The 21,430-nt window shown below is 65.6% G+C and carries 2 protein-coding genes (1 of these 2 only partly in view); both read right to left on the reverse strand.

What is annotated here, in order from left to right; translation table 11 throughout:
* Nucleotides 1-1,860, reverse strand: a complete 1,860-nt coding sequence (locus tag GFD32_RS07645) for an HlyD family efflux transporter periplasmic adaptor subunit (RefSeq protein WP_163575951.1) — start codon at nt 1,858-1,860, stop codon at nt 1-3.
* A protein-coding gene (locus GFD32_RS07650) for a calcium-binding protein (protein ID WP_163575952.1) crosses the window boundary here: on the reverse strand, nt 1,857-21,430 show its 3' portion. Its footprint extends 6,850 nt past the window's final position; only the last 19,574 of its 26,424 coding nucleotides appear in the window; the start codon falls outside the window, past its right edge; its stop codon occupies nt 1,857-1,859. Before GFD32_RS07650 ends, GFD32_RS07645 begins: the two co-directional genes overlap by 4 nt.

Raw genomic sequence — 21,430 nt, forward strand, 5'->3', positions numbered from 1 at the left:
TCAGCCCCACCATTTCCAGACATTGAGGCGCACCCATTGGACCAGCTCACGCGTCCAGACCGCGATCAGCCGCGCCTCACCCAGCTCGACCTTGCCAACGCCCTCCATCCCCGGGCGTAACGCCTCCGGCGACTCGTCGAGCCGAGCCTCGACCACGAAGCGATTGCTGCCCTCTCGCCGCCGGGTCTGCGGGGTAACCCGGGTGACTTCGAAGGCGAGGGGGACATCGGTCATTGCCGAAAGGACGAGTTCGCCCTGCTGCCCGGGCGCAATATCGTCGATTCGCGACTCGTTCACTTCCAGCTCGATCCGATAGCCTCCGCGGGGCGCCACGCGGAACAACTCTTCCCCCGCCTCGACCGCACTGCCCAGGCGCTGCGTCAAGTCGCCGCCAACCACCACGCCGTCGTAGGGGGCACGCAAGTTGGCCCGCTCGAGCCGCGACAGGATCAGCTGCAGCTCCGCTTCGACCTGCTGGCGCTGCGCGTCGATCACATTGAGCGAGGCACGGTCCCCCTCGGCGCGCAACTCCTGAGCCTCGCTGGCCAGCTTGGCAAGCTCGCTCTGCGCCTGGAGCTGCTGCAGACGCAGATCGCGGGTATCCATGATGGCCAGGATGTCTCCTTCCCGCACTTCATCCCCGGCACGCACGCGCGCTTCCTCGATGTAGCCCTGGAAGGGGGCCGCCACGACACGCTGCACCTCGCTCTTGAGTGCCGCATCGGCAGAGACGTGCTCCATTCCCGTGGTCACATATGCGAAAGTCACGATAGCAACCAGCACGAGCGCCGACAGCTTGTAACCCAGATGCCCGGCCCCCAGCAGCCTGCCGCTCTGCTCGCCCAGTGCAGCCAGCATCTTGACCGGCAAGGCGCGGTCGTTACGGCGTTTCTCTTCCAGGGCCCGCGTACATAGCGCCATCAGGCTCTGCAGTGCCCCGATTTCCTCCTCGTCGAAGGGTCGCTCACGCTCCACGGTCAATGCACCGCGCGGCTTGCCCTCATCCAGACAGGGCACGCTCAGCGCATGAGGTACGTCGGTCATCTCACACAGCGAGCCGTGGGCCCGATTGACGGGGGTCGAGACCTCATGCCCCGGCGATGCCGGTAGCGGCCAGGCAACGGCGCGGCGCTGGTCCAGCGCTTCATCCATGGCGGCTTCGGTTGCCCGGATACGGTTCATCTTGCGATTGAAGCGTGCGCTGTGCGAGATCTGCCGCATGCGGGTACGAGTGCCGCGCCGCCAGCCCAGGCTGACCCGCTCGGCATCCAGGGTGGCAGCCAAGCGAGTGGTGAGCTGCATGGCCGCCGCATTGAAGCTGGGCTGCTCGAGCACTGATGCCAGCAAGGTGAGATGTTCGCCGAGCCGGGCGCGACGCGCGCTCGACCGTGCTGCCTGGCTGACGAGGATGTCGCGCTCGAGGCTGGCCACGGCATCCTCGAGATGCTGCATCAAAGGCATCAGATCATGCTCGTCCGGCGAGGCATTCGCGGCTCGCGCCGCCGTGACACGGAATGCCACTGCACCGACCAAGGCGGCATCCCCCCCTTCGCTCGAGTCGCGAACCGGATACCCAATGGCTACGCCTCCCGACGCCAAGGGAGAGACCAGGCCCCGGTCCGCCTCGCGAACCTGTCCGGCCAGATCGAGCAGCGACACGCCGTCGGCGTTGGCCGGCCACAACGCCACGGGCAACCAGCCCTCGGCCTGGTGCCACAGCACGATGCCCTCGTCGAGCGACACCGCGGGATGCGCATGGGTCAAGCGCTGTCCGCACCTGGACAGCCAGGCCTGGATATCGACGGAGGATTCCGCCACCGAGCCCTGAGTCGTGTCCAGGTGACCGGCACTGGCGGTCATGGCGACTCCTCGTCATCGCTCAAACGCTGCCAGTCGCGGGCCGCACACTCACGGCGCAGCGCCTCGAGGCGCCAGTTGGCCGATGCCGAACCGCCCACCTGAGCCTTGGCCAGGCCCCAGCCTAGGCTGGCGCTCAGGGTGGCAAGCCACTCCTCCGGCATTTCCAGCCCGCTTTGCTCGATCAATTCATGGGCATCGGAAACATCCTCGGACGGCGCTTCCTCCTCGGCGGCCGGCACCTCTTCCGCAGTCGATGATTCGCCATCGACCGGGGGCGCCTCGCGGCTTTCGGTCACCTCATTCGCGGCTTCTCCGCCGGCCGTGGCATTACCCCCCGCTGGCGGATTGTCCTGCAGAAGCCGATCCAGATCGTTCACATCGGCGGCCACCTGAGAAGCAATGGTGCCGCGCAGGGAACGTCCTTCACGCTGCTGCCATTCGGCAATCAGTGACTGCATGCGCTGAATGCCCGAATCGGCCAGACCGGGGGAGTCTGCCATGCCGCCATGACGATCGGTGCCACTGCCTCCCCCCATGCCGCTCAGCAGCCAGGGCGAAGCCTCTTCATCGCCGCCATCCTCGCTGTCGTCGGCTTCTCCGGCATCCCGACTGTAGAGCGATTCCTGAGAGGAGCGAAGCAGGTCGAGACGGCCTTGCGCCAGGGTGACCAGCGACACGAAACGTTCGGTCTCGGCGGGTGGCTCGATGGCAAAGCGGAAACGGCCGTAATCGCCGACCACGTAGTCTTCGTTGAAGTTGGCGGAGAAACCGTCACCGCCCGCACCGCCGATGGCGATATCGCCGCCGCGACCGGTATAGATGGCATCGTTACCGCCTTCGAAGAGGCTGGTCGCTTCCACGGACAGCATGCCGTCCATGCGGCTGACCTTGCCGAAGTCGCCGAACAGGATGTCCTTGCCATCGCCACCTTCGAGCCGATCTCCGCCGGCACCGCCGAACAGCAGGTCGCGGTCGCGCCCCCCGAAGAGGCGATCCACCCCGCCGAGCGACGGATCGCCGGTTTCGGCGATTCGATAGCGGCCCTGGGCGTCACTGATGATGCGACCGTCGTCGCCGATGGCAATGGATTCGCCGCCGACGTTACGCGTGGCATCGCGTCCCACGCCAGCGATGACCTGGTCGTCGCCAAGGCCCATTGCGATGACGTCGTTGCCCCCCGTGGAAGCGCGCGTATCGAGGCTTTCCACCAGCGAGCGCACGCCGTCGACGGCAACGATGCGGCCATTGTCACCGAGCACGACGTTGTTGCCAGCCGCCAGGTCGATAGCGTCACTGCCATGGCCACCGATCACCCAGTCGTCGCCGGCTCCGCTCAGGATCTCGTCATCACCCCCCACTCCGAAAAATATCGATTGGAAGGCGACGACACGTCCCTGGGCATCGAAATCGATACCGGCATGATCACCGGCGATCAAGTCCTGACCGTCGCCGCTTGTGACACGGTCATCGCCGTCCCCCGCGAGTATGACGTTTCCGCCGTCACCGACGGTGATATCGTCATCACCAGGACGATCCGGATAGGCAGTCTCTACACGCCGCAGGGTGCCAGCGATATCCCAGTGCATGCTCCCGGCATCCCCCAGGATCACGTTAGGCTGATCCCCGGCTACGATAGTATCGTCGCCAATGCCCCCAATTGCCGTCACTCGTCCGGCATTGACCTCAACAGCATCATCGCCTCCCGCTTGTGGCGATAGCGTGGTGGCATCGGTGAGCACGCCCTCCACGGTCCAGCCCAGTTCGACGTTGTCGCCGAACAGCTCGTGGGTGCTGGTTTGCGCAGCTTCCCGAATCGTCAGCTCATCATTGCCGACACCACCGATCCAGGTCACGTCGCCGGCATCGACCGTAACCCGGTCGTCACCGCCAACCTCCACAGCAGTGCTAATCGCACGGGTCAGCACGCCATCGACGGTCCAAGCCAACTCGACATTGTCACCGTATAGTTGATGCGCGCTCTCACTTGTCGCACCGGTGATAACGAGGTCGTCGCTGCCCGTGCCTCCAACCAGCACATTGCGGCCGGCGCCAGCCGAAAGGCTGTCGTCACCGCCTCGCGCGGTATCGGTGCTGGTCAGACGAATGACACGATCGGAATTGAGCAGACGCAGCGCGTCCATGCCTTCTCTAGCAGCGAGCTCGATACGCCCATGATCGCCCAGCAGGATATCATTGTCGTCGCCGCCCAAGAGGACGTCGTCACCCGGCGCCAAGGAATCACCGGTCGGCAGCTCAATGGACGCCTGAGCATCATGCAGGGTCATCACCGATGCCGCCAGGCTCAGGCGGGTGGAGAGGTCGACATCCAGGCCGCCATCGCCGTAGAGGTGGTTATTTCCCCCCGCGGTTGCGTCCAGGGTATCGTCACCGCCACCGCCGAACAGCTGGTCGTTGCCCGCGCCGCCGATCAGGGTGTCGTTACCGGCACCACCAACCAAGGTGACACCGCCGATGGCCCCGGACGCATCCAGCGTGTTGTTGCCAAACTCAGTGAAGCGCTGCGACAAGGCCGTATTGTAGCCGCCTTCGGCGCTGTAGGGCTCGCCACTGCGCGAGGTGTCGCCAAAGACCACCAGCGGCATCTGGGCCGCGTAGCCGCCGGAAACCGTGATGGTATCGCCGCCGCGCTCGCCATGCTCGCTGCGGTTGCCTCCCCCGTGCACCACGGTGAGCGGCATCTCGCGAATCAGGTCGATGTGATGCTCGCCGGCGAAGCCCAGCTCGCCCAGTGAGGCGGCGAGAACCAGCCCGCGACCGTTCTCGACGATATCGCGTATCACATAGCGCTCGTCATCGAAATGTACGCTGTCACCGCGACGGAAGCCATCGTCGAGCCAGCTTCCGCCGTCTCTCTCGAGAAGGCTCTGCTCGCCTTCGTCCCAGGACTCGAGAGTCACTTCACCCTGGAAGCGAGCCGGATCGGCGTCGATGGCCAGTTCGTCGTTGCCGCTGCCGAGGCGCAGGTCGACCACCTCGAAACCATGGTAGGTCACCCCACGCTCCGTCACGACGGTGCCACCGTAGCCATCGTCCTGCTCGAGCGAACCTTCCTCCATGCCCAGGCCGGTCAGGGTCGTGGCCGTCAGTTCGCCCTCGAGATCGGCCACGCTGGCATCTCCATAGAAGATGACTTCGTCGGTGTCGGTCATCTCCACTTCCCCGGTGACGATGCCGCGCGCCTCGTCGCTCAGTTCACCAGCATCCTCGGTCGGCAGCATGATCGCGTCGGACAGCGAGCGGTCGGTGTCGCTGGTGCCGCCTTCGAGGATCAGCGGTCCGCGAATGCGGTCGAGGATGTGTTCCCGTGGGGCGAAGACCTTGTCGAACTCGCTGCCCTCGGCCGCCACGTAATCGGGATCGTAGGCCAGCGTCACCTCGACCTTGTCGTACCAGTCGTCGGCGGTGAAGGTGACCGCCGGGGCCTGCACGCGGTTGACGGTCAAGGTATCGACCGTCTCGTCGAAAACGTGATCGGCAGTGAGGTGCAGCGTGTCGCCGTCCAGGTTGTTGACCTTGAACAGGCCACCCTGACCGTCGATCTCGAGCAGCATGCCTACGCGAACGCCAAGCGAATCCCAGTCGCCCTCACCGAGCACCAGGCGCGAACCGGCATGTTCGGCAGACTTCACCGCCACCGCGAAGGCCTCGTCCTCACCGAGCACTTCGTCGAGGAAGACGTCGTCCCCAATCTGGACGTCAGTATAGCCATCGCTGTTGACGTGAACGGTGACATCGCCGCTGGGCGCCCTGGTGAGCCGCAGCTGGTAGCTGTCGGTCGTTCCATCAGCCCCCACTACCGTGCCCTGGCCGCTCTGCTCGATCACCAGACCAGCGCTGTCGCCGTCGTAAACGATGACGCGCGCACTCCCCGGCTCCGCATCGTCATAAACCGAGTCGCCGGCGTCGAGACTGCTGGCAATCTCGAAGTCGATCTGCGTATCCAGGCGATTCTCGGTGTCGCCGTCGGCAACGGCGCTGACCCGCACGCTCTGCAGCTCATCCCAGTTGTCCTCGGTAAAGGTGAAGGCCTCCTGATCGACCTCCAACTGATCCGCCGGGTAGCTGAGCGTCACGGTGATCTCTTCACCCGGCTTCGGAGGCGTCGACAGCGAGAACTCGAAGCGCTGCGACTGTCCTGTGGTGTCGTCGCCTTCGATGAGATCCAGTCGTTCGCCCGGCACATCGAGGAAGATATCGCCCTGGTCGCGATCGAATACCGTGATCATGGCATTGCCGATGGGCTGGTTCTCGATCTCGGCCAGCGCCTCCGGCGTTTCCTCGCCCTCGGGCGCCTGTACTCGCGCCATGTGGCTGATGGTGACCTGACGCGTGCCCTCGATGACGCCATCCTCGGGTGCCTGAACGTGAATCTCCTGCTGCTGCGTCCAGCCGCTGTCGGCGTCATAGACGAAGTCGACGTTCAAGGCGCGCTGGAAATTCTCGCCATCCGCAGAGAGCAGCACCGTCGCCGGATCACCGTTGCCCACGCGACGCTGGGCGTTGAGGCGATCCTGAGTGGAGGAAAGTGCCGCGGAGACGGTCAGACTGACCAGGGTGCCGTCGGCGATGTCACCATCGTCGGGCAACGCCAGGTCGAGCCAGTAGCTTTGCGCATCGCCGCCTTCCAGCAGGAAGGTGCCGTCGCCCTGGTCGATGGACACGACGCCCTGGTCGGGCGTCGCCACGCTGACCGGGACACCGCCGCCCAGCAGGGCGGCATAGGCCTCATCATCGCTGAACAGGCCATGGGTGATCAGGCTGCTGGTGCCCTCGGCATCCTGACTGACCACACGGCCGGTCACGTCGCCGCCGATGATGAAACTGTCACTACCCAGACCGCCGATGAGTTCGGTGGTCACATCGAAGGCCGTGGAGAGCACGAAGAAGGTGTCATCGCCTTCCAGCGCATCCACTTCCACCTTCTCGATGTTGGCAAAGCCGATGTTCAGCCCGGCACCGAAGACGCCGTCCTCGGTGATGACGAAGTTGTCGCCCACCTCGGTACCCAGCACCGTCAGGGTGTTGAAACCGCTCCCGCCGTCGATATCCACCGGGGCGTTGATGTTGTACTCGATGTTGTCGTCATCGGCACCGCCGCGCACTTCGATATCGCTCTCGGTGACGAAGGCGCGCACCACGAAATTGTCGTTGCCCGCTTCGCCCTCCATGCGCAGCAGCCCCTTGTTGCTGTAGACGACGAATTCGTCTTCGCCATCGCCGCCGTAGATCACCATCGACTCGCGGTTGCCGGTGCTCAGCCAGCCCTGGGTCACGCGGTTGGTCTCGATGCGATCCTCCTCGCGCACCCCGGAGTTCTGGTAGACACCGTCCTCGAGCTGATCCGGGTCGCTGGGATTCTCGGCGAACACCTGGCCGACCTGAAAGCGATCATCGCCGTCGCCGCCGTCCAGCGTCATCAGCGTCGCGGTATCGTCGACGATGAAGGCATCATCGCCACCGTAGCCGTTGACGCGAATCCGCGAGTTGAGCGAATCGTCATAATCGATGCGCTCCACGTCATCGCCCATGACCCCGGAGTCGACATCGCCGTCCAGGCGCGCAATGAAGTTGCGGCGGATCAGGAACAGATCCTCGAAGCCCTCTCCGTCACCGCCGTCGACGCCGCGCCCCTCGATGACCAGGTCATCGAGTCCTGCATTCAAGGGGCCGCTGTCGCTGACGGTGATGCGGTAGTTGCCGTTGTCGCCTGCACCCGCCTGGTCGCGGGTGACGATCCGATAGCTATCGCTGCCGGTCTCGCCATCCATGTAGAGTCGCGCCTCGCGGTCGTTGAGCTCGATGACCTCCAGGAAGTCGTCGCCTTCACCGCCCAGCAGATGCAGCTCGCCCTCGAGCGATTCGGCGGCCAGGCTCAGGTCGTCGTCGCCACCGCCGCCATCGATAATGATACGTGTCGCCACCATGGAGCCGGTGGCCGTCAAGGTATCGGAGTCGTCCTGGGTGCGAATGTGGATCTCGCCGGTCTCGGCGGCCAGCACGCCCCCCAGTTCGAGGGCGTCATCGCCACTGCCGGTTTGAATGTCGACATTGCCCGATTCGGCAGTGAAGTTGCCGCTCAGTGTCAGGTCGTCGCTGCCCGCTCCGGAAAGGACATTGATATCCCCCGTCCGCGCAGTGAGCTCACCGTCTAGCACCAAGTGATCGCTACCGTCACCGGTGAGAACGTCGATGTCGCCTGACTGGGCAATGTGTTCACCGTCCAGTTCCAACGTATCGTCGCCGGTACCGGTACGAATCTCGATGCCGCGGACCCGTGACTCGAGGCTGCCGTTCAGCGTCAGTCGATTGTCGCCGTCGCCAGCGTCGATGACGATCTCGTTCGCCTCGATATCGGCTCCATCGACGACGGTGAACCTCTGCGCCTTGTCGCTCATGTCGACGCGCAAGCGATCGCCGGCTGTCCAGGAGCCCTGCAGTTCGCTGGTCGCCGTGACGTCGTCCAGGTTCGACGCCTCGCCCACCGAGGAGGGGAGTTCGATCTCGGCGAGAATGTCGCGCCCCGCAACGATCGTGACGTCGGCATCGTCGACGATCACACCGTCGGCGGCATGGATGAGCAGGTCCTCGGCAGCGTCGACCGTCACCCCATTGGTGAAGGTGACGGTATCGCCGTTGTCGTTCGGCCCATGCGGGTTTTCCTTGGCGGTGAGGACGATGTTCCCGGTCTCGCTCGACATGTCCTCCTCGACGATCACCGGGCTGTTGGTGGTCAGCTCGATGTCGCCGGCGGCATTCAGCCCGCTGGCGCTGACGCGCAGTTCGCCGCTGTTGTCGAAGAAGACGCTGCCTCCGGTGGAACGGCCCTCCAGCTGGCCGATCTTGGCCGTGATGACGTCGCTCCGCTCACCGACATTGCCAGAAGCGATGAGGTGTACGTTGGCCGACAGCAGGTTGAAGTCCTCGTCGGCCTCCAACGCGTTGCGAATGGCGCCCAGGGCGGTGATGAAGGCCAGGTTGTTGCCGCTGGCGGTGCCGCCACCCGCCGACACGGTGCCCAGGCCCAGCGAGTCGCTCAATTCCGTGAGATAGAGCGAATCGTTGCTGTCGATGTCCAGGCGACCGCTGGTATCGGTGACCAGATCACGGTCGACGCTGCCGACACCCCCCACGGTGGTAACCAGCAACAGGTCGTGCGCGGTGACGTTGGACGCCAGCAGGTCGTCCTCGCCGTTGGTGCCGAGAATCGACGAGAGCGCCGCCAACCGCACGTCGCCATCGGTCTGCAGGTGACCCACCCGCAGGTCGTTGTCGGGCGAGTCGAGGCTGATGTCGCCGCCATGGGCCGTGGCGTCGACCCGCTCGCGCGCTTCGACTTCGAGGGCGTCGCCTGTGGCGAGGTCGCCGATGCCGCCAGCGGCGCTCAGGGTGATGGTGTCGGCCAGCACCTTGAGCAGGTCGTGGGCGAGGCCGTCGCGGATGTCGCCAGCGGAATCGAGTACCACGTCGCCACGCTCCGAATAGAGCGACGCGACCGTGATATCACGACCGTCGACGGTCTCCAGGTGAATGCTCTCCTGGGCCCGGGCCGTGATCAGGCCATCGCCGTCGCTGCCCAGGCGCAGTTCGATCGGATTCGTCCGAGTGCCGATGCCACCCGTGGCCGCCTCGAGAATGGCGTCCGTCGCCTCGATGACCGCTCCGTCGGCCACGATGCCGCCACCCACCTTGATGCGCAGGTCGGCACCGGCACGAATATGGCTCAACACCAGGTCATCTTCCGAGCCCAAGTAGAGCGCCTCGGCGGCATCCACGCTGATGCCGGACGACGCGTCGCGCTGCGCGACGTTCACGTCCTCGCGCTGGTCGATGACGATGTGCGTAAGGTCGACATCGTCACCGGCACCCAAGGGATCCAGCAGTACCTTGCCGAGCTGGATGGCCTGCCCCGTCTCGGCCTGAACGTCGGCCTCGGTGGACATGACCAGTTCGATCCCGTCGATCGACTCGACGGTCAGATAGCGGCCGTTCTCGGTGTAATTGAGCGTTTCTTCGCCGTTGAGATAAAGGGTGTCGCCTATCTCGAAGCCGCTGTCGTTCCAGTCGCCGTCGCCCGTGAAGGTGGCGATCAGGCGGTTGCCGTCATCACCCTGGCTTTCGACCCGAAAATCCACTTCGGTGTCGAGCAGGCCGCCCTCGATGTAGGTGATGTCGTTGCGCTCCGCGGCGGAGAGCATCACCCGCTGGTCGTCGGTGAGGCCCTGGAAGGCGTTCTCGCCGCCATCCAGAGAAATGACCTCGTAGCCATCCACGGAGCCGACGCTGCCGGACTGGGTCACGATGGTGATCGCCCCACCGGCGTCGATGTTGGGCTCCTCGATCTCCACCTGAGTATCGGTGGTCTCCTTGAGCAGCCCCTCGCCCACCAGGCTCAGCAGCTGCTTCTCCGTCCAGACCTTGATGTCGGCCTTCAATTCATCCTTCTCGGCCTGACTCACCTCGACAACGTGATCGGCGAGATAGACATCCGTTTCTTCGGAAAAATTCTCATGCAATTCATGGAAGCGTTCGGTGCGAGTCGTCTCTAGCGCTTCGATCTCGGATTCATTCTCTCCCTGCGCCAGCATGGCCTGGCGTTTGTCATCATCGAAACGAATCTCGGCATCCGGGTCATAAGCCACCCAACGCCGATACGTCACCTCTGTCGCAGCAGACAGCGAAAGGGCGGCCCCCTTGATCACATGACCGCCATCCTCGATGAGTGCCTCGAGAACATTGGCCAGGTCGGCATCGAGACCGTCCAGGTCCAACGAAGCGGCAGACTCCAGATCATCGCGGGACAGGGTCTCGTAACTCGAATCTCCGGTATAGAGCCTGTGCTCGGCACCTTCTTCGCCCGTCGGGGACAGGTCGGCTGCCCTGACGAGCTCCCCGTCCTCATCGACGATGACGAGAACGGCATGATCACCGGCCTCGCGGAACCGGTAGCTCTCGCCGTTTTCCAGCTCACCCAGATGATCATCGGAGAGCCCCAGACGCTCTTGCCAGTAGCTGCGGTACTCACCGCTGCGGCGATTCTCGAGCCGCTCGATGGCGTCTTCCTGGCGGCTGCCATCGGTCAGCGACAACGCCGCCCAGACGCCATCCTTGAGCTCTTCGTAGGTCCGCTCGTCGCGCTCGGCCGTGGCATTGACGTCGAGCAGATCCCCGGTGGTCACGTGCACCGTGACATCGCCGGCGGTTTCGATGCTGTCGACGCGCAGATGGCCGTCGATTTCCTCGATGAAGACATCGCCGCCACCTTGGCCATTGTCGATGACCAGCACGTCGTTGGCGCGCTGCACCTCGGTGGCGCTGGCGTCGCGATGGCTGGTGTCCAGGCGCAGGCGTTGATCCTCGTTGCCGATGTCGCTGCCGGCGCTGAGGGTGATCGCCTGGCCGGCAACCAGCGAGTCGTCGTCATCGCCCTGCAGCGAACGAACCACCGAGAGTTCGACGTCGCCGCGATTGGCCACGACCTGATCGATGGTCAGCGAACCATTGCCGTGGAGCAGAATGTCGCCGCTGTCACTGGTGGCGCTCAAGGTACCGCTGAAGTCCGTATCGTCGGCAGGATCGAGCATTTCGACCACCACCGGCGACGGCTCGCCAGCCGACACCTGCCCGATGCCGCTGGCGGCATCCAGGTCGATTTCGGCACCGCTCACCGACGGCGTATCGTCGGCACCGTTGACGATGCGCCCCTGGGTGCTCTCCAGCGTCACGCTGCCCGTTGCACCGGCGGCCACATCGCCATCCAAGACGATGTCGCCCACGGAACTGACGTTGATGCTGCCCTGTTCGCGGCCGAAGAAATCGATGCCGACGGCGTTGTCCGCCGCGATGTCGTGGGTGTGACGAATCGACTCGATGGTCCGGCTGGTGAGCTCCAGTTCGTAGGTCTTCTTGCCGTACCAGGTGGAATCCACTTCTTCGAGGCCGGAGGTATAGTAATAGCCTTCGTCGACGTACTTGTCGTCGCTCAGCTTGATGGCATCGTCCTCGCCCTCGGCTCCGACATAGCGGACGCCATCGCCGCCGTCGTCGGGGAAGTCGTCTTGGTCGGTGGTCTCGCTGCGGTACTGGTAATCGTTCTGGTCGTCATCCCCCAGGTAGATATAGCCCTTGTCGCTCTCGCCTTCGGGCAGCAACTTCTTGGAGAGGGTCTGGTTCGATGATTCATAGTCATCCGGCGGGTCCGACGCCAGGGCATCGATTCCGGCCCACTCCGACGTGCTGATGACGTATTTCTTGCGGGTTTCCTCGACCTGCAGTACCTCGAAGGCATAGCGGGTATTGGCCTTGGGCAGGAACTCCAGATCCAGCGTGTCTCCATCGTCGTTGATGGCCTCGTTGCCGAGCATCTGACTCAGGGTATAGATCGACTCGCTGCCATCCTGCTCGACCCGGAAGGTACCGTCCTCCTGGCGGGAGACTTCCAGCTTGCTGATGACGTCCCCCGAATCGCGGTAGCGATCGATCAGCGTGAGGCTACCGTCACCGGGGTTCTCCACGTTGAGATCCGCCAGCGAGAGGGCATAGGCAGTCTGATTGTCGACGTCGATCGAGCCGTAACCGGCCATGACGTCGATTTCCCCCATGCCCGTGTTGATCAGCCGCCCGTCGATGGTGACATCGCCGCCGCCCACCACGGCATCCGTTAGCTCGATCTGCAGGGTTTCCGGATTGAAGCCGATATCCAGACCGCTGCGCTGGGAGGCATCCTTGAGCCGGAAGGCGCTGGATTCGCCCCGGGCCAGGTTGCGACGGATGATATCGGCATCGTCGCTGGTGATGGTCACGTCGAAATGATCGACGCCGCTCTCGATGCGTCCGTTGAGGTTGATCAGATCCGCTTCGATGTTGATGGTGCGCGCCACGGTGAGATCGCCGCGCGACATGTCCTCGAGCGCCTCGAACATCTCGTCGGTGCGATCGTTCTCCTCGATACGCTCGTTGATCTTCTCGAAGAAGTCCGCCAGCCAGCCAGGCATGTCGGACGTATCGAAGGTTTCCATGCCGGCCGGCGCGGTCCACCCTTCGGTGAACTCCCGAATGGTCTTGTAGGGCAGCTCGCCCAGGGTCTCGCGGCTGACCCCGCTGATATCGATGGTGTCCTCCGCCGCCAGATCCAAGCTGCCCAGCACCATGGAGGCGCCATCGCCATCGAGGATCGACTCGGCGTCGTTGTCCAGCACGAAGTCCTTGCCGGCCAGAATCAGCGCATCGGCCAGCGGCGCATAGACGTTGCCCTGAATCTTGACGCTGGACATCACCGCATCGCGATCGAACGCGTCGATGACCAGCTCGAACCCCTCGCTGACGCCCAGCGCTTCGCGAATCTCGGCCTCGTGCCCCGAATCGGGCACGTTGGCGTAGGTATTGACGATGGTGACGGTGGGCGTTGGGTTGGCGTCCGGGTCGCCGGAGTAGCCGAAGTTCGGGGATTGCCCGACCGGCGTGGCAATATTGGCCTCGGCGATGGTGTCATCGGAGGCCATCTCCACGCCGTTGAAGTAGAGTCCGCCCAGGGTCTCGGGAATGGTGATGTCGTTGACCACGATCCAGCCCGGCGTCTTGTTGACGACGGTCACGTTGGAGCCCTTGGGCGAGACGAAGTCGCCGCTGCCGACCAAGTGGTCGGCCCGCACGTCGATGCGCCCTGCGGTGGCATCGATATCGTCGAGTACGATTTCGACGATGTCGGGATTGAGCAGGACGGTTTCCCCGTCGACCTCTTCGGCCAGCCCCTGGTCGATCAGCCGCTGTTCGAGACGCTCGACCTCGGCACGGAATTCCTCGATCACGCGGTCGGACCCGACGCCCAGGTAGTTCTCGAGACGATCCTTGGCCTCCTTCAGGTCATCGAAGAGCTCCGTATCGACGCCGCCGATGCGCAGGCTAAAGCCGATGTCATCGAAGCCGTCGACGGCTTCGAACAGCTCATCCAGCGGCAGGTTGCCCTCGTCGATCTCATCGAGCGATACCCCATCGGCAAGATCGATCACCAGCCGCTGGTTGCGGTCCAGCCCCGTCTCCAGGTGACCATCGACGGTCACGCTCCCGGTCGACTCGGCATCCGCCGTGCCGCCGGTATTCTCGGTGCCGCCGCCGCCCAGGGCGGCATCGATGGCTCCCGCCGCGGCATTCACCCAGTTGACCGCCTTGGCCCGGGCCAGCATGGCGGCACCGTCGAAGTCTTCCGCCAGCAGATTGATGTCGCCACGGGTCAGCACCTCCGAATCGGCATCCACATCGATGCGATTGTCGCGATGCAGGGTGGCCGTCGCATCGACGACATCGATCGGCAGCGCACTGGTCGAGAAGGTGTCGACCGTCGCTACCACACGGTATTCGTCGCTGATCTGGCTGCTGTTGCGCCCGGCCATCAGCCAGGCGGTGTCCAGCGCCGTGACGCTGGCGCCGTCGAGCCGGACTTCGTTGACCGGCGAGATGCTGGCCGTCGAGGTGCCCACACTGACCGACACCCCGGCATAGGAATCGATGTAGATGACCGCCGCCAAGTTGGCCTGGGTATTGGCCGCCAAGTAGAGATCGCCGTGAGCGGTGACGTTGCTGTCGTCGCCAACGGAGACCGTTGCCGTGACGGCATCGGCATCGATCTCGGTATTCATGCCGCCGCCGCTGAGCAGGCCACCGGCGATCAGGCTGCCCTGATCGCGCACGTCGATGTCGTTGAAGGCGCGCAGGTTGATATCGCCGCTGCCGGTGTCCGTCCGCGCGGTGAGGGTAGCATCTTCCCCCACCTCGACGCGGGTGGTGGCTTCGACGGTCATCAGCGTGCCGGCACCGCCGCCCGCGGCCAGGCCGTAGACCTCGCCATCGCTGTTGTAGTCGCCGGCGCCGGCCACCCCCGTCTTCAGCACGTTGGAAGTGGCCTTGGCGCTGATGGCGCCGGCATCCAGATCAGCGCCATTGCCGATCGTGACCTGCGTATCCGGCGACAGGAGGTAATCCGCGTTGGCGCCGGCGCCGGCGATCACCCCGCCAGCCACGGCGCGCAGAGTACCGTCGACGTCCAGGGTCTGGGTCGCCGCCAGTGTCAGGGTGGCATCGCTGGCGAAGACGTTGAGGCGTGCCTCGTCGCCCACCTCGGTAAGCACGCTGCCATCGCTGACGAGTTCCACTTCCACCCCGGCGCCGGCGCCCAGGCCGCCGGCAATGGCCTCGGTGTGCAGGCGCGAGACCTGTTCGGACAAGGCCACGACGGACACCGGGGAGCCGGAAGCGTCATCGGCCGCCTCGGCGCCAAAGACCTCGACCTCGGCACCGTCATCGACACGCGCCTCGGTCTCGGTACGCTGATCGAGGCTGGCCAGGGCCATGCCCACGGCCACCCCGCCGCCGGCATAGCTGCCGAGATCACCAACCAGGCGGCTCGCCTGGCTAGCCTCGACGCTGAGCCGTACCGTCGGCGCGGGCAGGTCGTCCACGGTCAGCGAATCGGCCGGATCTTCGGGCACGTCCCAATCGCCCCAGAGGTCATCGTCGGCATAGGTGTCATCGCTGAGCTCCGACTTGAGCGTTTGCAAGCGTTGCTGCTGATAGGCCGGCAGGGCCATCAGCGTCACGGACGCGGAGGCCCCAATGGTGGCGATGGCACGGGTGGTATCGGTGAGCCTCAGGAAGGAGGCATCCACGCCCAGCACGGCACCACTGATGCCGGTTGCCTCGGCGTGAACGGTATCGCCATTGCCGCCGTCGGGCCGCTCGAGTGCAGCCTCGACACGCAACTGCTCTGCGGTCAGCGAAAGCCCCTCGGCGTTGCCATCCGGGGTGCCCAGCCAGGCCTCGATATCGGCAGCCAGGGTGACGTAGGAGCCGGAAACGCCGACGGCACCGCCACCGGCGGAGACGCCAAACACTTCGGCACTGATCTCCGGGGTCTGATAGGCTTCGATGGCCACGCTGCCCGCCAGGGTGCTGCTGCCCTTGGCGAGATAGGCCGTGACGGCGTTGTCGAGCGTGACCTCCATGTCGACGCCGGCCCCCCCGGCCGCGCCGGCGCCGACCGCCACGGCCAGCATATCGATGGTGTCGTCAGAGGTCGCCGATACCGTGACTTCGTCGATGATGGCGTCGAGATTCTGAGCATCGTCGACTGCATGCCTGTCTCCCAGGGTCGCCCCCTGGCCGATATGGGCTTCGGTGCCGCCGGTCACCTCGACGATGGCCACCGACAAGCCGACGGCGATCTGTCCCACGGCACCACCGGCCGCTTCGAGCGAGTAGTCGCGATCGGCGTTGGCCAGCACCGACAGCGTCTCGGCCTGGGTGACGGACACGCCATCCCGATTGCCCGTTTCGCCTTCCAAATAGGCCAGCTGCTCGCTGCTGTCGAGAAGAGTGGCGGATTGACCGGCGACCGAATATTTCAGCGACGCGGTACCGCCATAGGATTCCAGGGAAGCATCGCCGTCGTAACCGGCATCGACGCTGATGTCGCCGCCGGCTTCCAGCGTGCTGCCGGCACCAACGCTGGCGGTCACCGCCCCCTTCTGCTCCAGCACCGAAAGCGATGCCCCCACCGAGGCGACCAGGCTGGCTCCTCCGGCCCCGGTCAGGGTGGACGAATCCAGCGTCTCGTCGGCCTCGACAGTGATGTCTCCGCCGGCTTCCAGGGTGACGTCGCGCCCCACGGTGGCCGCCGTATCGCCCACGGTCTGGCCGTCGGCGTCTTGCTCGGGTAGCGTCACATCGAAGCTGAGCCGGGTCAGGGCATCATTGTTGCGCTGGCGGTTGGCCTGGGTATCTCCCCCGGGATTGTCGGGCTCGTCGTAATTCTCGTCGAACTCGGCCTGCTCGTCGTCGTCGAGCTCTTCTTCAGGCTCGGACACGTCATCGTCCTGCCCCGGCATGGCGAAATCGCCGCTATTGCCGAAGGCATCGCCAAGCAGCGAATCGAGCTCCTCGATTTCCCCCTGGCTGGCTTCGGTGAGACCGCTCCCCAGGCTGATCACCGAAATCGAGCCGTTGAAGGCGGCGCCGACACCGAGACCGAAGGCGATCACCGTTGAGTTGATGGTGCGCGTGAGCTCGGCATCGACGGTGATATCGCCCTCGGCTTCCACAGTCGAGCCATTGCCAATGGTGGCGGCGGTCTTCTCTCGCAGCACCATCACGTCCACCGAGGCACCGGCGCCCACGAAACCTGCGGTGGCCGAGCCCACCACCTGGGTATAATCGGCATCGCTGTCGCGCGGATTCATGCGCGTCTGGGTCAGCGCCGTGATGTCGACGTCGTTGCCGGCTTCCAGCGCGCTGGCACGGCCGGCATCCGAGGCGCCGACATGGGCGGCCGTCTCGGCATTGGAGGTCATCACCGACACCGAACCGGCGATGGCCGCACTGCCAATGGACGCTGTCGCCACGGTAATGCCGGTTTGCAGTTTCTGCTCGGCATTGACGGCGATATCCCGACCGGCCGTCAACTGGCTGCCCAGCACCTCGGCCTCGGCGACCGGGTCCAGGAGCCCAACCGCCACCGAAGCCCCCGCCGCGACGCTACCGACGCTGACCGCGCCGACCACGAAACGGGCTTCGACCTCGTTGCCGGCATCGATACGAATATCGTTGCCCGCTTCGAGTTGCGCATCTTGTGCATAGGCGTGGGTCGCGAGATCGAGCTTGACGGCACCCGCCGAACCGGCGGCCCCCACGGCACCGCCGCCGACGCCAACCACCACGCTGGTCAGATCCAGATCGGCCCGGGCCTCGATGATGACGTCGCCATCGGCTGAGACATCGACGACATCCTCATCGCCCTGCCCCCGCACGTAGGCCGTCGTCTGGTGGCTCATCAGCGACGTATCGACCCCGGCAACCAGTGAGGCGCCGCCGCTGATGTTGGCGGAACCACCGCCGCTGTCGCCTACGCTGCGGTGCAGAGCACGCACCACTGCATCGGCATCGCTGTTCACTGCTGCGCGGTCGACGTAGGCCCGAGTCGAGCCAGCGATGCCATCGACGGTGACGTTGGCGGCCAAGCCACCGCCCACGGAGCCCGCCACCGAGACGGCGAAGCTGTCGAAACTCGCCTGGCTGGTGGCCAGCACCGCCACACCGCTGCGGGAGGCATCCTCGAAGCCGGCGTCGCCGTTCTTGCGCACCGTCATGGCATCGCCGTTGCCACGTGCCGTCACGCTGGCGCCACCGCCGATCCAGGCGGCGGTATGGGTGTCCATGAGGTTGACGCCGACGCTGCCGCCCACCGCAGCGATGCCCACGGAGACGGTGCCCACCACGATCAGGTTACGATCCTGACTGTCGGCGTGCACGCGCACGTTACCGTCGGCGGTGACGCTGCCACCGTCGATGAAGGCATCGACCTGGTTACCAACCAGGGCGCTCACGGCGTTGGCCGCCGCCGAGCCAAAGGTGCCGTAGCTGACCCCGGCGACCACGGTCAGGCCGCTGGTCGCCGCATTGGCGTCGATCAGCACGTCGCCTTCGGACTGCGCCTCGAGAGAGGCGTCGGTCGCTCCCGCCCGGACGGTATTGGCGATGTCGTTGTAGGCCACGGTCAGACCGGCAGCCGCTCCCTTGACCGCCACCGAGACCTGGCCGGCAGCGGAGAGAATGGTGCTGGTATCGTTGGCCCCGATGGCGATGTCGCCATTCGTGGCCGTCAAGGTAGCGTCGTCGGCCTCGGCCTCGACCAGCTTGCGGGTGAAGTTGAGCGAAGTGGAGCCGGCGATGGCCGCGAAGCCTGCGACCGAGGCGCCCAGCACGTAGCTGGAGATGGCCGAATCGGAGGTGGCCTCGATGCCGATCGACTGCGCGGTCACCTCGGCACCGTCCTCGATGCGCGCCGAGACCAGGTTGGAGTCTTCGTCGCCGCTATCGCCGGGATTGCCGCCGACGTAGTTGTAGGACATGTAGCCGGAGAGCGCGAAGGCGCCGGCCGCTCCCACCGCCACGGTGAACGAGCTCATGCCGATGTCGTCGCGGGCGGCAACCGTCACCGCGCCATGCAGCGCTTCGACGGTAGCCCCCTCGATCGACGCCTCGGCGGTGCTGCGCAGCCAGTTGAGCGACAAGGCGCCGGCCACTGCCGCTTTGCCCGCCCCGGAACCGCTCAGCGCGAAGCTGAAGATCTGATCGTCCGCCTCGGTGGGCGACGGTGCGCTGAGCTCGTCGTCACCGGTATCGACATCTTCCGGCGACCGGACGTCTTCGTCGTCCACGTCACCGTCCTGGGTCAGGTCGTCGTTGCTGATGATCGAGTCGCTGTAGACACGACGCATCTCTGCAATGACGGACACGTCGCCATGAGTCGCCGTCACGCTGGTATCGGCGCCGGAGATCCGGGCGATGACCGAGGAGTTCAGGTCGGTGGTGGCGGAAGCGCCCGCGATGGCCGCAGCCCCGGCACCGCTGGCGGCCCCGGCCACGTTGATGCTGATCGGCGCCACGTCGGCGAGTACCGACACACGGCTCCCATGGACGTCCGCACCGCCCTCGATCAGCGCCTTGACGTCATGCTTGACGAAATTGATGCCGATGGAGCCTGCCAGGGCCACCTTGCCGGCCCCAGCCCCGCCCGCGGTGAGATTGAACAGCGTGCTTTCGGCACCGGCGGTGACGCTCACGTCACCACTGCCGTCGTCGTCCACATCGGCCGTCACCGTCGCCCCATCGATGACGGCAGCCACTTCTCCCGGATTGGCGCCGGTGGGCTCGCCGTCTACGGTGAACATGTCCTGCGAGGGATCGTTGCCGTCGTCGGAGGCCAGGCTACGCGAGGGGTCCGACGGATCGCCGCCGATGTAGTTGAAGGCGATGGCGGCACCGCCAGCCAGCTTGCCGGCACCCGCCACCCCGAAGGCGAAGTTGAGCAGCTGGCTGCGGTCGCGGGCCGCGACGCTGACGTCGTCATCCGCCTCGATGACGCTATCGGCACCCGCGATTTCGGCACGCACCGAGGTGCGCAACCAGTTGAGCCCCACCGCCCCGGCACCGGCCGCCGAGCCACCACCGGCTCCGGCGATGCTGACGTTGATGATGCCGGCGCTCATGTCGAGCTTGCCGGTATCGCGCTCGGCGATGTCGGAATCGTCCTCGCCATCGGCAGGTTCGGTACCGTAGGAAGCCAGGTCGACGTCGAGTCCCACCGCGGCGAAGTCGAACTCGTCGAAGGCCTGGTCGTCGGCCAGGCCGGCGAATACCCTGACGTCTTCTCCCGCCGTGAGATCGCTGTCGGCGACGCTGGCCAGGATGGCGTTGTCAAGCTGGGTCGTGCTGGAAGAGAGCCCGCCAGCCACCTTGCCGGCCCCGGCGGCCCCCAGCGACACCACCACCAGCCGCGAGGCGTCCACCCCCTGCACGGTGATGCTGCCACCGGCGGTGATATCGGCACCGCCAAAGACCTGAGCGCGAGTCTCACCGCTCATCACGGCCACGGTGATCGCCCCGGCCAGCCCCACCTTGCCGGCCCCGGCACCGCCCAGTGCCACGGCCACTACCAGAGTGTCGCCACGGGCGTCGAGCAGCACGTCGCCAGCGGCATCGATCGTGCCACCCTCGATTTCGGCCACGCGATCGTTGCCCAGCACGTTGACGCTGACGCTGCCGGCCAGCGCTGCCTTGCCGGCGCCGGCCGCCGCCCCGGTGATGGAGATCACCTGGGCCGTATCGTCGACGGCCACTGCCAGACCACCGCTGTCGTCGCGGTCGGCGTCCTCCACGACCTCGATGTCGGCATCCTCGACCCGCGCGGTCAGACCGTTGGCGAGCAGGTTGGCCGCCACGCTGCCGGAGCCGGCCACCTTGTTGCTGGCGCCCACGCCGATCGCGAAGCTGCGGATCAGGCCGGTCGCCTCGGCAAGCACCGACACCTGCTCGGCGCCGCGCAGCGATCCACCCTCGACCACTGCCGTGGTGTCATTGGCCACGGAGTTGACACCGATGCCGGCCCCGAAGCCGGTGGTAGAGCCGACACCCACGGCGCCGGCCAGACTCCAGATGCTGGCCCGATCGCGGGCGATCACACTGACATCGGCCTCACTGGCCGACGAGTCGGAGAGGTCGAAATGGGCCTGATCGAGGCGCGCCGTGGTCGTATTCTCGACGATATTGACGCCCACCGAACCGGCCAGACCGAAGCCCTTGCCACCGGTGGCCACCCCAGCGGAGCCGGCCAGGGAAACCACCAGCGCATCGCTGTCGGCCAGCACCTCGACACTGTCGACCGCGAGACGACTAGCGGCCGCGGCAATCTCGCTCACCTCGGCGTTGACCTCATGGGACAGGTAGCTCACTGCCGCGGAGCCGCCCACCCCGGCATTGCCGCCAGCCGCCACGCCACCGGCGATCAGCACCGTGTTGGCGGCATCGCGCGCGCTCACGCCCAGCACCCCCATCTCGCCGGCATCCAGGCGCAGCAGGCGTGCATCCACCGTACGCTGGGACACCAGGGCACTCGCCGAACCGGCCACCCCCGCGCCCTTGGCGCCGGTCGCCACGGCCACGGCGGCGGAAGCCAGCACGCTCCAGCCATCGCGCACGGCATTGATGGCCAGATCGCCGCTGG

The organism is Halomonas faecis, assembly GCF_010993975.1.
Classification (GTDB): Bacteria; Pseudomonadota; Gammaproteobacteria; order Pseudomonadales; family Halomonadaceae; genus Halomonas; species Halomonas faecis.